This window comes from Pseudarthrobacter sp. NamE2, assembly GCF_005796205.1.
GTDB lineage: Bacteria > Actinomycetota > Actinomycetes > Actinomycetales > Micrococcaceae > Arthrobacter.
The window spans coordinates 69,121-85,477 of record NZ_VAHN01000008.1; the positions used below are offsets into that span (position 1 = coordinate 69,121).

General features: G+C 65.2%; 16 protein-coding genes. 3 read left to right on the plus strand and 13 right to left on the minus strand.

The window, feature by feature from the left end; translation table 11 throughout:
- The first annotated feature begins 71 nt into the window (after positions 1–71).
- Together treS and FDW83_RS11095 are read left to right on the plus strand one after the other, a co-directional pair.
- Positions 72–2,357, plus strand: a complete 2,286-nt coding sequence (gene treS / locus FDW83_RS11090; RefSeq protein WP_138138152.1) for a maltose alpha-D-glucosyltransferase — start codon at positions 72–74, stop codon at positions 2,355–2,357.
- A gap of 125 nt (positions 2,358–2,482) precedes the next feature.
- On the plus strand, positions 2,483–2,935 hold the full coding sequence (locus FDW83_RS11095) for a DapH/DapD/GlmU-related protein (RefSeq protein WP_138138153.1): 453 nt from the start codon (positions 2,483–2,485) through the stop codon (positions 2,933–2,935).
- Between the two features lie 4 nt (positions 2,936–2,939).
- On the opposite strand, the gene FDW83_RS11100 is transcribed toward FDW83_RS11095, so the two are convergent.
- From FDW83_RS11100 to FDW83_RS11160, 13 genes are all read right to left on the minus strand, one after another.
- Positions 2,940–4,454 (minus strand): MFS transporter, encoded by a 1,515-nt coding sequence (locus FDW83_RS11100; RefSeq protein ID WP_138138154.1) that lies wholly within the window; start codon positions 4,452–4,454, stop codon positions 2,940–2,942.
- 230 nt (positions 4,455–4,684) lie between these two features.
- Entirely contained in the window at positions 4,685–5,791 is a 1,107-nt protein-coding gene (locus FDW83_RS11105; protein ID WP_138138155.1) for a HoxN/HupN/NixA family nickel/cobalt transporter, read from the minus strand.
- Positions 5,791–6,624, minus strand: coding sequence for an urease accessory protein UreD (locus tag FDW83_RS11110; RefSeq protein ID WP_138138156.1), 834 nt, complete (start codon positions 6,622–6,624; stop codon positions 5,791–5,793). The genes FDW83_RS11105 and FDW83_RS11110 overlap by 1 nt, the downstream gene beginning before the upstream one ends.
- A gap of 68 nt (positions 6,625–6,692) precedes the next feature.
- Entirely contained in the window at positions 6,693–7,307 is a 615-nt protein-coding gene (ureG, locus tag FDW83_RS11115) for an urease accessory protein UreG (RefSeq protein ID WP_138138157.1), read from the minus strand.
- Positions 7,308–7,334: 27 nt separating this feature from the next.
- A complete protein-coding gene (locus FDW83_RS11120) occupies positions 7,335–8,120 on the minus strand; it encodes an urease accessory protein UreF (protein ID WP_138138158.1) in 786 nt (261 codons plus the stop codon).
- Positions 8,101–8,586 carry an urease accessory protein UreE gene (ureE, locus tag FDW83_RS11125; RefSeq protein WP_138138159.1) on the minus strand — a complete coding sequence of 162 codons (486 nt, stop codon included), beginning with the start codon at positions 8,584–8,586 and terminating at the stop codon, positions 8,101–8,103. The genes FDW83_RS11120 and ureE overlap by 20 nt, the downstream gene beginning before the upstream one ends.
- A 16-nt stretch (positions 8,587–8,602) precedes the next feature.
- Positions 8,603–10,333 carry an urease subunit alpha gene (gene ureC / locus FDW83_RS11130; protein WP_138138160.1) on the minus strand — a complete coding sequence of 577 codons (1,731 nt, stop codon included), beginning with the start codon at positions 10,331–10,333 and terminating at the stop codon, positions 8,603–8,605.
- Positions 10,330–10,683, minus strand: a complete 354-nt coding sequence (locus FDW83_RS11135) for an urease subunit beta (protein ID WP_138138161.1) — start codon at positions 10,681–10,683, stop codon at positions 10,330–10,332. Before FDW83_RS11135 ends, ureC begins: the two co-directional genes overlap by 4 nt.
- Complete coding sequence (locus FDW83_RS11140; protein ID WP_138138162.1) at positions 10,680–10,994, minus strand: urease subunit gamma; 315 nt, start codon at positions 10,992–10,994, stop codon at positions 10,680–10,682. The genes FDW83_RS11135 and FDW83_RS11140 overlap by 4 nt, the downstream gene beginning before the upstream one ends.
- 116 nt (positions 10,995–11,110) lie before the next feature.
- Positions 11,111–11,662 (minus strand): cysteine hydrolase family protein, encoded by a 552-nt coding sequence (locus FDW83_RS11145; RefSeq protein ID WP_138138163.1) that lies wholly within the window; start codon positions 11,660–11,662, stop codon positions 11,111–11,113.
- Between the two features lie 69 nt (positions 11,663–11,731).
- Positions 11,732–12,736 carry a LacI family DNA-binding transcriptional regulator gene (locus FDW83_RS11150; RefSeq protein ID WP_138138164.1) on the minus strand — a complete coding sequence of 335 codons (1,005 nt, stop codon included), beginning with the start codon at positions 12,734–12,736 and terminating at the stop codon, positions 11,732–11,734.
- Positions 12,737–12,825: 89 nt separating this feature from the next.
- Positions 12,826–13,416: an HhH-GPD-type base excision DNA repair protein gene (locus FDW83_RS11155; protein ID WP_138138165.1), complete on the minus strand. Its 591-nt coding sequence runs from the start codon at positions 13,414–13,416 to the stop codon at positions 12,826–12,828.
- Between the two features lie 126 nt (positions 13,417–13,542).
- Positions 13,543–15,033, minus strand: coding sequence for an alpha-N-arabinofuranosidase (locus tag FDW83_RS11160; protein WP_138138251.1), 1,491 nt, complete (start codon positions 15,031–15,033; stop codon positions 13,543–13,545).
- Between the two features lie 343 nt (positions 15,034–15,376).
- Here FDW83_RS11160 and FDW83_RS11165 point away from each other — a divergent pair, with 343 nt between their 5' ends.
- A complete protein-coding gene (locus tag FDW83_RS11165; protein WP_138138166.1) occupies positions 15,377–16,336 on the plus strand; it encodes an ANTAR domain-containing protein in 960 nt (319 codons plus the stop codon).
- The last annotated feature ends 21 nt before the right edge of the window (positions 16,337–16,357 follow it).

The following is a 16,357-nucleotide window of genomic DNA, read 5'->3' on the forward strand; positions in this document are numbered from 1 at the left end:
GTACGTTGGCAGGAGCAGGGTGACCTGGAAGCATTCCCAGGAACCACGGGAACGACCTGGAGGAGAAATCTATGCGGGAACTGAGTGCCAGCGACGGTTTTCTTGAATCGGAGACCCTTGCCGGCGACGACGAACCGGCGGAAACGGCGGCTGGGGAGCACACAGCCGAACCTGAAATCACCTACGACGAACAGTTCTATCCCGCCCGCCCCAAAGCCCTTCGGCCTATCGCCCGGCGCCGGCAGTACCTGGCCACGCGGCCTTCCTTCGAGTTCGACGGGCGCAACCAGGCGTACGTCGAGTGGCTGCGGAACCAGGCGATGCTGGGTGACGCGAACACCCTGGCCCGGCAGCTTTCAGGGCAGGCCAGCATGTGGCAGAACTCCTATGCCCACCCCAACCCGCGAGCCGCCGTCGAACGCGCCCCCGTATGGTTCACCGCATATCCCCTCTCCTTCATCACCCGCCCCGGTGAATCCTTCCTGGCCGCCCTCGGCGATCCAGCAATGTGGGACGCCTTCCGCGAAATCGGCATCAGGGCCATCCACACCGGACCCGTCAAGCTGGCGGGCGGCATCAGCGGCTGGACCCAGACGCCCAGCGTCGACGGGCACTTCGACCGCATCAGCATGGCCATCGATCCGGTGTTCGGCACCGAGGATGAATTCCGCAGGATGTGCGAAGTGGCAACGGACCACGGCGGCACCATCATCGACGACATCGTCCCGGGCCACACCGGCAAGGGTGCCGACTTCCGCCTCGCCGAGATGAACTTCCGCGACTACCCCGGGATTTACCACATGGTGGACATCCCCGAGGATGACTGGCACCTGCTTCCGGACGTCCCGGACGGGCAGGACTCGGTCAACCTGAGCCCGGAATCGGAACAGGCACTGCAGAAGGCCGGGTATATCATCGGCCGGCTGCAGCGGGTGATCTTCTATGAGCCCGGCGTGAAGGAAACCAACTGGAGCGCTACCCGGCCGGTGGTGGACACCACCGGGAAAACCCGCCGCTGGGTCTACCTGCACTACTTTAAGGCGGGCCAGCCGTCCATCAACTGGCTGGACCCCACCTTCGCCGGCATGCGCCTGGTGGTGGGCGATGCGCTGCATTCGCTGGTGGATCTTGGCACCGGTGCGCTTCGGCTGGACGCCAACGGCTTCCTGGGCGTGGAGAAGAGCGCAGAGGAACAGCCCGGCTGGTCCGAGGGACACCCGCTGTCCGAGGCCGCGAACCAGCTCATCGGCTCCATGATCCGCAAGGTGGGCGGGTTCTCGTTCCAGGAGCTCAACCTCACCATTGACGACATCAAGGCGACGTCGGAAGCAGGCCCCGACCTGTCCTACGATTTCATCACCCGGCCCGCGTACCACTACGCCCTGGTGACCGCCGACACCGAGCTCCTGCGGCTGGCCCTGCGCCTGTCCATGGAGATCGGGGTGGACCAGGCCTCACTGGTGCACGCGCTGCAGAACCACGACGAACTCACCTATGAACTGATGCACTTCGCTTCAGGGCACCGGGACGAGATGTTCGAGCTTAACGGCGTGGAGCTCACCGGCGCCGAGCTTGCGGAGCAGGTCCAGCAGACCATGCGGGACCGGCTGACCGGTGAGAACGCGCCCTACAACGCGGTGTTCACTACCAACGGCATTGCCTGCACAAGCGTCAGCTTCATCATGGCCGCCCTGGGCATCCGTGAACAGGACGCGATCACCCCCGAGCAGGAGGCACAGGTCCGGGATGTCCACATCCTGCTGGCCATGTACAACGCCTTGCAGCCCGGCGTCTTTGCGCTTTCCGGCTGGGATTTGGCCGGCATCACGGCCCTTGACCGTGAAAGCGTTGCCGAACTCACCGCGCAGGGCGACACCCGCTGGATCAACCGCGGGGCGCACGACATCATGGGAAACAGCCCGGAAGCGACCGCGTCGTCGTCCGGAATGCCCCGCGCGCGGAGCCTGTACGGTCCCCTGCCGGACCAGCTGCAGGACCCCAACTCGTTCGCGCGGCGCCTGCAGCGGGTCCTCGCGGTCCGCGAAGAGTACGGGATCGCCACCGGCACACTGCTGGACGTACCCGATGTTTCGCACCGCGGCCTGCTGGTCATGGTCACCCGGCTGGGCAGCGGCGCGCTTGAGGTCACCGTTCTCAACTTCTCGGACCAGGACGTCGCCGGCAGCATCCAGTCCAGCCACCTGCTGCCCGGATCCACGGTCCAGGACCTGTTCACCGGCGAAGCCATTGGCCACGTGGACGACCTCTGCAGCTTCTTCCTCGAACTTCCCGCCTTCCGGGGAACGGCACTCCTGCTGACTGAGGCCGGGACTCCCGAAGAGGACGAAGGCGTCTAGTTCCAGCACGCCCCCTGACCGCCGGGATGCCAGGAGCCCCTGCCCAGGGGCTCCTGGGAATCCGTTTGGGTTGACAACCGTTAACTGAACGTACGGTAAGTTGCCGCACGGTACTGAGGGATTTCATGAGCACGAAGTTTGAATCAGTTGAAGACGACGCGGGGAAGGTCACCCGTTACGTCCGCCGCGTCAATGGCGGTGGCCTGGTGGCTCCCGGAGCCGCGGTTGCGGACAGCACCCGCATCGGGTCCATGACCTACGTGGAGTATGGCGCGAGGATTGGCCACGGCTGCCGGATCGGCCATGGCAGCTGGATCGACCGGGACGCCACGATCGGTGACCGCGCGGTCATTGGCGACGGCGTGCGGATCGGCCGGGGCACGGTGATTGGCAACCGGGTCCACATTGGCAGCCACTCCCGGATCGGCTCGAGCGTGCTGATCGAGCACGGCGTCCATTTGGAAGCAGACGCCACCGTTGCAGACGGCGGGCAGGTGTTGATCGGCTCGCGCATCGCGGCCCCTACCCAGGGGAAGAACCGCCCGCGCCGCCGGGCCAAGGGCCGGATGGCGGCCTGACGGCTTAGCGGACGCCCGCGGCCTCGGGCGCCGCCGGTTCAGGCGCCAGCAGCATGGTGGAGGTGTCGATGCGTTCGTTCGTGTCCTGCCCTTCCACAAGCCTTATCGCCTCCTCGCGGCTGGACACCACGGGCACCGACCCCAGGAGGGGCCTTGCCGCCGTCTCCCGCATCTTCAGCAAAGCAAACAGCGCCACCAGCGAGAAGAACATTACGTAGAACGCGGGAGCGTACGGGTTCCCGGTTACCTCAACGAGGATCTGGCTGACCAGTGGAGTGGTGCCGCCGAAAACCGAAATGGCGAGGTTGTGCGTTACCCCCACCGAACCAAAGCGGGAAGCCGTGGGAAAGAGTTCGGACATCACGGCCGCGGTGAGGGCGAGGAAAAACGCCGAGGGCAGCGACACCAGGAAGAGTGCCAGGTACAAGGACCACAGCGTTCCCATCTGCATCAGGGTAAAGGCCGGCAGGAGCAGGACCAGATTTCCGATCGTGGCCATGGCGTAGATGGGGCGCCGGCCGATGCGGTCGGACCAGCGGGCCACGAATGGAATCATGACCGCCAGCAGAACCAGGACGACGACGGCGGCAACAGCCGTGTGCACAGGGTCGGATCCAACCTGGGTTTCGAGGTAGGTGGGCATGTAGCTGGTCAGCAGGTAGCCACATGTGCCGTCGGCGGCAACGAGGCAGCAGCCGATCAGGATTTGGGGCCAGTAGTGCTTGAAGATATTAGGCAGGTTGTGCCGGACGAAAATGGGGTCGATGTCCTCACTTCCGGCCTTGGCGTGGGCAACCTCGAAGCTGGGCGATTCCGGCAGCCGGAGCCGCATCACAATCGCCACGACGCCAAGGGGAAGGGCGATCAGGAACGGGATGCGCCAGCCGCCTTCCAGCATTGCCGAGTCACCCCAGGCGGACGTGGTGACAGCGGTGGTTACGGCAACCATGCTGGCGCCGGCGGCGAAACCGAGCATGGACCCGGAATTCAGCAGCGAGGCCATAAAGCCGCGGCTGCGGTCCGGCGAGAACTCCGAAATGTATGTTGCTGCGCCTGAATACTCGCCGCCGGTGGAGAACCCCTGCAGCATTTTGAGCAGATAGAGGGGAATGATCACCCAGAGGCCCACCTGTCCTGCGGTGGGCAGCAGGCCGATGCCGGTGGTGGCCACGGCCATCAATGCCATCGTAAAGAAGAGGACCTTGCGCCGGCCGATCCGGTCGCCGAGCGGACCAAGGATCATGCCGCCCAACGGCCGGACGATAAAGGAGACGGCGAAACCCAGCAGCGTAACCAACAGGCCCATCCGCTCATCCATGCCCTCCGTGAAGACAGAGGTCATGGTGACGGCGAGGTACCCGTAGACTCCGATGTCGTACCACTCAATGAAGTTCCCGACGCCCGCCCCCACCTGCGCTTTCCGCAGCTCGTCCTTGTCCACGACTATGCAGTCGCCCGCCTGCAGCCGGCGGGCAGTTTTTGGGCGCACGGGGTGCTGCTCTTTGGACTGTTCGAACATCTTCGTCCTGTCTTTTTACCGGGTAACGGATCGGCAGGAGTAACCGGCCATTAACCGGCATCCCCTAGGGGAGGTGGTAAGTATTCTGCCAGAAAGGAAACGGACGATTGGCCGTCCCGCCACCCTCGATGTGATCCAAGCCTCTGAATTCCGCGTAGTTAGCGCGTCTCGAGGCTGTTGCAATAGAAGCAACTAACCGCGTCACAATCATCAAATAAACCCTCATCCAGTCAATCCTGCGCACCGGCATCAGTCCTGGCTGGACCCGGGCTGCCTGCCTGATGGTCTGCAGTCCGCCTTCTGTTATGTCCGCCGCCCAGCAGGACCGCCCCGCCCCAGACAGCAAGGAAGGCTGCCACCAGCAGGAGCCCCGCCTCGCCAAGGTCGAGCTCCCCCAGCCAGGCGGTGAACGGGTCAGCGAGCCCAAAGGCGGCGTCGGCGAATCCGCCGAGGGTGATGGCTGCGATGAAGAGCGCCGACAACGCGGAAAGGCCCGTCACCAGGGCATTGAAGCCGAGTTTGCGTTGCGGGTGGTCCAACGCGGAGCGGTACATCCGCATCATGACCACGCCGTTGACCGTGTCGCACAGGGTCATCGCGGCAGCGAAGGCAAGGGGAAGCGTCAAAAGCGCCACCGGTGGCACGCCCGCCAGTGACGCAGCAGCCGTGACCACCAGCAGCCCGATGGTGGTGGCAGTGTCAAATCCCAGACCGAACAGGAAGCCGATCACGTAAATGTTCCGGGGCCGCTGCACTCCGGCCAGCGGCCTGGCCAGGAGACGCGCAACAAATCCCCTGCTGTCCAGGTCCCCTTCCCTGATCCGGCCGCCTGCCTGCACGTCGCGGTACACCCGGGCGGCCCGCAGGAAGGCGGAACCGTTGAACAGGCCCATGGCGAGCAGGAACAGGCCGGATACCCCGCTGCCGATGAGGCCGAGGACGTGGTTGCCCGTGGTTCCTTCCTCCATGAACTGGCCGATGACGGCCGTGCCGGCCGCCACCAGAAGTCCTGCCAGGATCACCACCGAGCTGTGGCCAAGGCTGAACGCGAATCCGACGCTCACAGGGTCCCTCCGCTGGGCGACGAACTTGCGGGTGGAGTTGTCGATCGCGGCGATATGGTCCCAGTCGTAGCTGTGTTTTATGCCCGCCGCGTACGCGGTCAGGACCAGGCCAAGGACCAGGGGCGTGCCGGCGGCCAAGGAGCCACTGACCAGGAGGACGACGGCGGCGGCGTGCAGTGCGGCGACGGCACCGAAGGTGAAGAGCACGCGGGTCCGGAGCGGCAGTGCTTCCCGCTCCCGGTACAGTGTGGCGATGCTGTTGAGTGCGGTCATCAGTGCTTCCTTAGATCCAGCGGTTCCTGCCTGTACCAGCGTTTCCGGAGCAGGCTGTTACAGGCGCTGAGCAGGCTGTTCAGGTCCTCCGTGCTGTTGGACAGCGAGCGCAGGACCAGTCCCGTTGTTCCGGCGACGGCCCGGGTGAGTGAAATCCCAGTCCTGGCGTCATGTTCGGCCGCGCAAGCGTTCAGCTCGTCAGCGAGCGCTTGGTCCACCCGGGCGTCCACCACCACCAGCGATCCCACGTGGCTGTAGCCTTCCATGAAACCCATCCCGCTGACATCGCCCGATGGCGGCCGGATCAGCAGGTTGTCCAGCGCCAGCAGTTGCCGGTCCCCCTCTGCGGCATCCACCCACATCTCGCTGCGCAGCCGCACCTCCTCGTACCTGAATGCGGTGCCGTCCGGGGACCACCCGGGGGTCACCACCTCGGCCATGACCAGGGACGATGACGGCTTCAGGGTCACGCAGGTCCGTTGCCGGTAGCTGGCCTCCCGGTAGGCGATGAGCTGGTCCGGCATCAGTTCCAGCCGCGCCCCCTCCCCCAGCCGGACGTGCATCTGCTGCTCGGCAAAAGATCCGGGAGTCCGGTAAATCTTGGTAGCGGATTGGGTGGTCAGCAGCAGCGAGGCCGAGTCCCCTACCTCGACATCAATAAGGAAGAGATCCGCCCCAAGATAAGCCCCGCCAGGATTGACGACGACATAGCAAACCTGTCCCGAGTCATCGAGGTAGTGAGGCCGCAAAACCCTCAAAGCCCCACGGTGGTACTGATGCGCCGCGAAGGACCGTCCCGCACGCTCGGCCACCACAAGCCCAAGCTCCCCCATCGCTTCCGGTGATTGAGCTTGTCGAAATTCCGGTGGTTGAGCCTGTCGAAACCCCACCGCCGTCGTACTCATGCCAAATCGAGCATCAGGACATCGCGCCGGATCCACTCGATGACCTTGTCGAGCCCTTCGTCCGTCTTGAGGTTGGTGAAGCAGAACGGCTTGTTGCCGCGGAACTCTTTGGAGTCCCGTTCCATGACGGCCAGGTCCGCGCCGACGTGGGGTGCGAGGTCGGTCTTGTTGATGATGAACAGGTCGGACTTGATCATGCCCTGGCCGGCTTTGCGGGGTATCTTTTCGCCCTGGGCCACGTCGATGATGTAGATGGAGAAGTCGACCAGTTCGGGGCTGAAGGTGGCGGAGAGGTTGTCGCCGCCGGATTCGACGAAAATCACCTGCAGGTCCGGGTGACGCGCCTTGAGTTCTTCAATGGCGGCGGTGTTCATGGAGGTGTCTTCACGGATGGCGGTGTGGGGGCAGCCGCCGGTTTCGACGCCGATGATCCGGTCCACAGGCAGGATGCCGTTGGCGGCCAGGATCCTGGCGTCCTCGATGGTGTAGATGTCGTTGGTGATGGCGGCCATGGAGATCCCACCACTCATATGGCGGGTGAGCCGCTCCACGAGCTGGGTCTTGCCTGCGCCGACGGGCCCGCCGATGCCGATTTTAATGGGTTCAGTCATGGTGTTCCTCCTCCGTCACAAGCCCGGTCAGCTCATGAACATCCGGGCACGCTGGCGTTCGTGCCGCATCTGCGAAATTTCCAGTCCGGGGCTGACGGCCCCGAAGTCGTCCGGGGTGAGGCGGGCGATCCGTTCGGTGGCGGCAGCGACGTCGTCGTGCGCTTTCCGCAGCACGCGCTGCCCCGCGTTCTGGCCCAGCGGGATGGCCCTGACCGCGTTCTGCGTCAGGGAGGTGACGGTGGCAAAGAGGTAGGCGGCGAGCGCCTCCTGCTGCGGCACGCCCAGGGAGCGCGCGACGACGGCGAACGCCAGAGGCTGGTGCCCTGCGGCCGCGCCGCTGGTCACCAGGTCCCGGTACAGTTCCAGCGCGTCCGACGGGAACACTTCCGCCCCGATCTCGAGCAGCCGCCCGCCCATCTTGATGCTGGCCTCCCGGACCTGGCGCGGCAGCAGTTGCGCGGACAGCAAGGCATCGAGGTCAAGGACATCCCACCCCTCATACAAAAACCGGACAGCCAGCCCGTCTGAGTAGGTAAGCGACTGCGAGATGAACATGGACAACCAGGCGCCGAAACCAGCCTCATCAGCGACCACACCGGCGTCGACATAGGTTTCGAAGCCGAGAGAGTGCGCAAACGCCCCGGTAGGAAGCGCTGAGTCAGTGAGCTGCTGCAAGGCAAGCTGGTAGCTGCCGACGCTGGCGGTGGCGGGTGAAGGGGGCTGCGGTGTGGTGGGCACCGCGAAGCGGGCACAGCCCCCTTCACCCGCCGCCGTGTCCAAGGTGCGGCTGGTACTAGTGCGAGTGCTCAGCATGACGGAAAGGCACGGGCATGACGCGTTCCTGGCGGGAGTAGGGCACTCCGGCGTGGCGAAGGTAGTCCTCGACGGTGTGGTCGTAAGCGCACACCATGACCTCCGCCCCGTACTCCGACTCCGCGTCAAAAAACTGCGCCTGCAGGTGCCGGTTGCCGAGGGAGTGCGCCGTGACGCCCATTTCGTGGATGGTGCGGGGTGCGATGACCAGGACGTCGGTGGGCAGCACGGACACCACGATCAGGTTCGATTCGGCGACGTGCAGGATGTCGCCGTCACGCAGGTCCCCCGCCCCGGACGGCAGGCGGATTCCGATCTCCTTGCCGTGGTCCGTCGTCGCGCGCTGGATGCGCTTGACCAGCTGGGCGCTGGGCAGCACCACTTTCTCGCGGTGCAGCCCGGCATAGGCGGCGAGGTCGGTTTCCGGCAGGTCGTGCAGGTTGCCGAGGACTTTGTCGATGATCAAGGAGTTCTCCGAGGTTCTAGAAGAGGTAGTAGCGCTGGGCCATGGGGAGCACGTCGGCCGGCTCGCAGGTAACGTCCCCGCCGTCGACCATCACCTGGTAGGTTTCCGGGTCCACTCGGATGTCCGGCGTTGCGTCGTTGTACTTCAGGTCGGCCTTGGTGAGGTTCCGGATTCCTGAGACGGGCCGAATGACCTTCTCCAGTCCCAGTTCGGCGGGGACGCCGGCCTCCATGGCGGCCTGTGAAAGAAAGGTGATGGAGGACTGCTGCACGGCCTTGCCGAACGCGCCGAACATCGGGCGCATGGTGCGCGGCTGCGGGGTGGGGATGGAGGCGTTCGCGTCGCCCATCAGCGCATAGGCAATCTGGCCGCCCTTAAGCACGAGCTCGGGCTTGACCCCGAAGAACGCGGGATCCCAGAGGACCAGGTCGGCGAACTTGCCTTCCTCCACGGAGCCGACGGAGTCAGCGATGCCCTGGGCAAGGGCGGGATTGATGGTGTATTTGGCCACGTAGCGCTTGAGCCGGAAGTTGTCGCTCCCCGCTGAGCCGTGTGCCCCGCCGTCGTGATCCTCCAAAACGCCGCGCTGCTTCTTCATACTGTCCGCTACCTGCCAGGTGCGGGTGATCACCTCGCCCACCCGGCCCATCGCCTGTGAGTCGGAGGAGGTGATGGAGAAGATGCCGAGATCCTGCAGGACGTCCTCGGCGGCTATGGTCTCGGCGCGGATCCGGGAATCGGCGAACGCCACGTCCTCTGGGATGTCAGGGTTGAGGTGGTGGCAGACCATCAGCATGTCCAGGTGCTCTTCGATGGTGTTGCGGGTGTACGGGAGTGTGGGATTGGTGGACGCCGGCAGGACGTTGGGCATGCCGGCGATTTTGATGATGTCCGGGGCGTGTCCGCCGCCGGCGCCTTCGGTGTGGAACGTGTGGATCACGCGGCCGTTGATGGCCCGGATGGTGTCCTCCACGAAGCCGCACTCGTTCAGGGTGTCGGTGTGGATGGCCACCTGGACGTCATACTCGTCCGCCACCGTCAGCGACGTGTCGATGGAGGACGTGGTGGAGCCCCAGTCCTCGTGCACCTTCAGTCCGATGGCGCCGGCGCGGATCTGCTCTGCGAGGGGTTCGACGGCGGACGCGTGGCCTTTGCCGAACAGGCCGATGTTCATCGGAAATGCCTCCGCCGCCTGCAGCATGCGCTGGATGTGCCACTTTCCCGGCGTCACGGTGGTGGCCTTGGTGCCCTCGGCCGGCCCGGTGCCGCCGCCGATCATGGTGGTGATGCCGCTGGCAAGGGCAGTCGCAACCTGGTCCGGCGAGATGAAGTGGATATGGGTGTCGATGCCGCCGGCGGTGAGGATTTTCCGTTCCCCGGCGATGATTTCGGTGCTGGCACCGATCACAATGTCCACGCCGTCGGTGATCTGCGGGTTGCCGGCCTTGCCGATCCGGAAGATGTGTCCGTCCCTGAGCGCAATGTCGGCCTTGTAGATGCCGGTGTAGTCCAGGATGACGGCGTTGGTGATGACGGTGTCCGGGACGTCCCCGTCACGGATAGCCTGACCGTTCTGGCCCATGCCGTCGCGGATTACCTTGCCGCCGCCGAACACCACCTCTTCGCCGTACACGGTGAGGTCCTTCTCGATCTCGAGGAACAGTTCGGTGTCGGCCAGGCGGATCTTGTCGCCGGTGGTCGGGCCGTACAGGTCGGCGTACTGCCGGCGCGTAATTTCGAAGCTCACTGGCTGTCACCTCCCGCAACAGGCCCGCCCGGGCGGGTGCCGCCGTCGAGCTTTCCGTTGACGGCGTTGCCCAGTCCGTAGACTTCCCGGGCTCCGGCGAGTTCGATGAGCCGCACGCTCCGTGAGTCCCCCGGCTCGAACCGGGCGGCGGTGCCGGCGGGAATGTCCAGCCGGCGGCCGTACGCTGCGTCCCGGTCGAAGACCAGGGCGGCGTTCGCCTCGGCGAAGTGGAAGTGTGAGCCCACCTGCACGGGCCGGTCACCGGTGTTGAGCACCTCAACAATGACCGCGTCCCGCCCGGAGTTCAGCGTCACGGGTTCGGGCCTGAGGACGTATTCTCCGGGTATCATGGCTGCCCCTGGCGGATGGGATCGTGGACGGTGACGAGCTTGGTGCCGTCGGGGAAGGTGGCCTCGATCTGCACGTCGTGGATCATTTCGGGCACGCCCTCCATGACGTCGTCGCGGCTCAGGAGCGTGGTGCCGTAGCTCATCAGATCGGCAACGGTCCGGCCGTCACGGGCGCCTTCGATCAGTTCGTAGCTGATGATGGCCACGGCCTCGGGGTAATTGAGCTTGAGCCCGCGGGCCTGCCGCCGCCGGGCAAGGTCCGCGGCCACCACGATCATCAGTTTTTCCTGCTCACGCGGCATCAGGTGCATTCGGGTCCCTTCCACAACAGCCGCCGGACGGCGTGGGACCCACAGTAGGTGCCGAACGTTTCGGCCACGTTTCAGGTTTGTAATGCCCGGTTCCCGGATTGGCCCTCGGCCACGCGCTAAGGGTTGAGCCGCGCGAGGATCTCTTCCGTGGATTGGACTGGCTGGCGGTAACTGGTGGAGAGGATGCGCAGCATGTCCGCGGCGTCCTGGTTGTCCTCGGAGGCCATGGCATCCCTGGCGTAGGTGGCCCGGATGTTGTGGGCGAAGGCGTCCGCCCCTGTCTGCGCGATGCAGTTGTGGGTGGAAACTCCGGCGAGCACCACCTCGTCGGCGCCCCAGTTCCGCAGTCGGGAGAGCAGGTTCGTACCTACGAAGGCGCTGTCCCGGGTCTTGTTCAGCTGCGGCAGGCCGTTTATCGCGAGGCCGGGGACAGCTTGTGCCTGCTCGCTGCCGCGGAAGATAAAGCCCTGGTCGTCGTCGAGCATATTCAGGCTCCAAGTGGACTTGTCCCGCTCGTGTTCGGTGCCCACGATCAACGCCTTGTGCCCGCTTGCCTTGAATGCTTCCAGCAATCTGTTGCACGATGCGACCATCTGCTCCTGTTGCGCGGCAAGTTCCGGCGCCTCGAAAAACGCGTTCTGCATGTCGATGACCAAAAGAGCAATCATGGAGGCACCTTTCCCTTGCGTAGCCGGTACCGGAACCGTACCCCTCAAGGGACCGGGCAAAACTGGAAGTTACGGCGCCGACTCCCGGACCTTGAGTTTGAAGCCGGCCTCCACGTGCAGTCCCTGCCCGGCACTTTCCCGGCCGGATATCCGGTCGAGCAGCAGGGCGATGGACCGCTCGGCGATCTCATCCATGCCGGGCGAGATGGTGGTCAGCGACGGCGACGCGAACCGGGCTTCGTCGATGTCGTCGAAACCCGCCACGGCCACGTCCTGCGGAACCTTGATGCCGCGGATCAGGAGCTGGTGCATGGCGCCGAGCGCGAGGACGTCATTCAGGCCGAACACGGCATCGAACCGGACTCCCTTTTCGATTAGCCCTGCCACGGCTGCGGCACCGGTGTCGCGGCGCCATTCGGCCGGGGCAATGAGGGCCGGGTCGAACGGGACACCGGCTTCCTCCAGCGCCCTGCGGTAGCCGTTGAGCCTCAGGCCGGCGCTGCCCGCTGACTCCCCGGGGCTGGCACCAACCACGGCGATCCGCCGGCGGCCGCTCCCCAGCAGGTGGGCAGTGACCGCGGCGGCAGCTTCCTCGTTCTTCATGGTGACCAGGTCGAACCGCGGGTCCAGGATGTGTTCGCCGAGCATCACCAGAGGTTTCTTGCCCGCACGGGAGGCAACGGCGTCGGCGTCAATAGCCAGCGGGGTGAACAGCAGGCCGTCGGTGAGCTGCCGGAACGGTCCCTGCAGGGCATTCAGTTCCGCGCTGCCTTCGGCGTCAGACTGCTCCACCAGGACGCGGTAGCCACGCTGCGCGGCGGCCTTCATCAGCTTCGAGGCCAGCTCCGCGTAGTAGGGTGCGGAAAGATCGGACAGCACCAGGCCCAGCATGGAGGTTTTGCCGGACCGCAGGCTCCGAGCCGTGAGGTTCGCCTCGTACCCCAGTTCGGCGATGGCGTCCTGGACCCGCTGCTTGGTGGCAGGACGGATGAACTCGTAGTCATTCAGGACGTTGGAAACCGTTTTGAGCGACACCCCCGCCGCGCGTGCAACGTCGTTCATGGTGACCGCCATATGGCTCCTTCGTGTGGTATCGCAAGTTCCGGGATACATCGTTGCAGAAGATGGCTCCGCGACGGCAACCGCCCGTCATGAAGGCAAAATCAGCTGTCCGCCTTGGCCGCTTTCACCGCAGCCTTGGCGGCCTGCTTGCTGGCGCGTACCTTGGCCAGGGATTCGGGGTCCACGATGTCCGCGACGGACAGGTAGGCACCTTCCTCGCCGTAGTGCCCTGCGGCCTCGCGCCATCCTGGCGCCTGCAGCCCCCGTTGCTTGCCCAGCAGGGCGAGGAAGATTTTCGCCTTCTGCTCGCCGAAGCCCGGAAGTGCCTTGAGCCGGCGGAGCACCTCGGTGCCGTCGGGGTCACCCTTGGTCCAAATCGCGGCGGCGTCGCCGTCCCACTCGTTCTGCACTGCTTCCGCTAGCGCCTGCACCCGGGCCGCCATGGAACCGGGGAAACGGTGCACCGCCGGCCGCTCCTTGAACATCTCCACGAAGGCTTCCGGGTCATGGGAGGCGATGGCCTCGGGCTGCAGGGACCCGATGCGGGCCTTGATCTTTTCAGGCCCCGCGAAGGCGGACTCCATGGTTACCTGCTGGTCCAGCAGCATTCCCGTCAACAGGGCGAAGTCGTCCTCGCTCAGCAGCTTGTCCGCGGCAGGATCTCCGGTGATGTGCAATTCCATGCCGTACATCCTCCCACCTGCCGCCCGCCGTCGTCATACTCACGGCTTCCGGAGGCCTCCACCGGAGTTTTTGTCCAGATATGCAGGCTTCCCGGGCCGTTATCCCGGCATACCTGGACAAAAACTCACTGGGGGTTAGTTGGTGACGGCCAGCCGGATCATAGACCAGGACACGGCCGGAAGTTCCGCGGTGAGGCGGCCTCCGTCGGCCTTTGCCAAGACGTTGTCGGCGGGCAGCACGGACGTGAAGTCATCAGCGGTGGCCTGCCAGTACGGGTCCTTGTTGGTGTAGGTGAGCGCCTCCACCACCTGGACGTCGCCCAGCGCGGACACCATTGCCTCCAGGCGCAGCGTTTCCGTCACCGACCGGTTGACGGCAAACACCACAGCCTCGCCCTTGGCTGCGTCATAGGTCGCGACGGCGGACACCGCCGCAAAGTCCTGCGTCTTGCCGCCGCTGACCAGGGGGGATTCGACGGCGAGCTGCAGCACCGTGCCGGACGCGTGCCGGGAGGTGAGGGCGAAGGGATGGAAGGTGGTCTGCTTCCATGAGCGCCCGCCCGGCTCGGTCATGATGGGGGCGATGACGTTCACCAGCTGGGCAAGGCTGGCAGAGTGGACGCGGTCCGTGTTCCGGAGCAGGGTGATCAGGAGATCACCGACGACGACGGCGTCCGCCACTGTGTAGGTGTCTTCCAGCAGGACTGGGGCAACGGGCCAGTCCTTCCCGCTGGGTGCCCGGGACTCGTCGCGGCTCATGTGCCAGACGTTCCACTCATCGAAGGAGATGTTTACCTGCTTGGTGGACTTCTTCACGGACTTTACGTGGTCGATGTGGCTCACGATGTCGTGGATGAAGGCTTCCATGCGGTGCCCTGCGGAGAGGTGTTCCTGCAGGTCGCCGAAGTCCTCGAAGTACTGGTGTGCGGAGATGAGGTCCACCAGTTCGTAGGTTTCGGACAGGACCACGCGCTCCCATTCGCCGAACGTGCTCATGGTGGGACCGGAACTGCCGCACGCCACGAGTTCCAGGCCGGGTTCGATCATGCGCATGCCGCGTGCCGTATCGGCTGCCAGCCGGCCGTACTCCCGGGCACTCTTGTGCCCGATCTGCCACGGGCCGTCCATCTCGTTGCCCAGGCACCACATCTTGATGCCGTAGCCGTTTTCGGCACCATTGGCGCGCCGCTGTTCGGACAGCCGGGTGCCGCCGTCGATGTTGCAGTACTCCAGCAGGTCCAGTGCCTCCTGGGTACCGCGGGTGCCCAGGTTGACTGCCATCATGGTTTCGATCCCCGCCTTCGCGGACCACTTGGCGAACTCGTCCACGCCCACCAGGTTGGGATCGGTGGAGTGCCACGCCAGGTCGAGCCGCACCGGGCGCTGGTCCACGGGGCCCACGCCGTCCTCCCAGCGGTAGCCGGACACAAAGTTGCCGCCCGGGTAGCGCACCGTGGAAACGCCGAGTTCGCGGGTGAGTTCCAGGACATCCTCCCGGAAGCCGTCCTCATCAGCCCTGGGATGCTCCGGCTCGAAAATTCCGGTGTAGACGCAACGGCCAAGATGCTCCACGAAAGCACCGAAGGTACGGCGGCGCACGGGTCCCACAGCGAAGGCGGGATCCATGGTGATCTTGGCCGCGGCCGGTTCTGGTGTAGTCACGAAAGCTTCCTCGATTCTTTTTTACAACGTTATAGAAGACATTGTTGAGGTTCGTCGGGCCGGAGTCAAGGGGCTGGAAGCATCGGCCGGGTACCACGTCCTGCCAAGTGGAAACGAGGACAAACGCGTCCCACCTGCGGCAACGCCGGGGGTTGGAAAATCCCTGGCGGAGCAAGTACTACCTAATCTCAAAAACAGGTACTCCCTACGCGGTCGTGGGCACCGGTGGCGGAACTAGATTTCTTGGCAGGGACAACAGGTGTTCTGACTCGCGGTACGCGGCTCACTAGGGGGTGTGAGACTGGCAATGCATGCACGACATGTGAACTCCGGCTTCCCGGTCCATCGGACACGGGTATTAAGCGGGGCCGGCGACGAGGAGTCCTTTGAGACCAAGGACTCTCCCCCAGCCGTCGCCGGCCCTCTTCTTGCACCACGGTCCCCCGCCGGCCGCACGGCGCCGCCTCTCACGGCGCTGGCCAAGCAGCCCGGGACCGGCAGCCAGGACCTGCTGCTGGACCTCGTGACGGGCACGGAATCCCTGGCCGAATCACTGCAGCGCCTGGTGAACGCTTCCGTCCAGTCGGTAATCCGGACGGCGGCGCTCCGGATTGAATGCGGCGTGGTGGTGCACCAGCCCAAGAAAGCACCCGCCATCATGGGCACCTCCGATGAAGCAGTACAGCTGCTGCAGTGGGAGTACAAGGCTGCAGAGGGGCCGGTGAGCGAAGTGCTTGAAGGCGGCCAGCCCGTGGCCGTGCTCCAGCGCAACGGCGACTTCCGCTGGCCCCGCTACTGCGACCAGCTCCAGTCCGCAGGCCTCGGCAGCGTGCTCGGCGTGCGGCTGGCGCTGGACAGTGCGCCGGATGAGGCGGCTTCCAGGGACGGCGCTGCCCACGATGGTGCCGCTGCCCGGGAAACCCCCGCCGCCCTCGCCTTCTTCGCCCAGGACGCCAAGGCGTTTCCGCTCCAGGTGATCGCCGAGGCGCGCTCTTTCGCGGGCCTCGCGGCCAAGAGCCTGCAAATGGCCATCAACCTGCATACCGCCCGGTCCATGGCGTCGGACCTCCGCTCAGCCCTGGACAGCCGTACGTCCATCAACGTGGCCTGCGGGGTCATCATGGCGCAGAACAGGTGCTCTTACCACGAGGCCTTCTCCATCCTGGCCAAGGCCTCAAGCCACCGCAACATCAAGGTGCGCAGGATCGCCGAGGACATCCTCCAGAGGCTGCCGGAGGGAGCTCCGCGCGCCCACTTCGGCCACTGACGCCTCGTTACAAAAGCACAA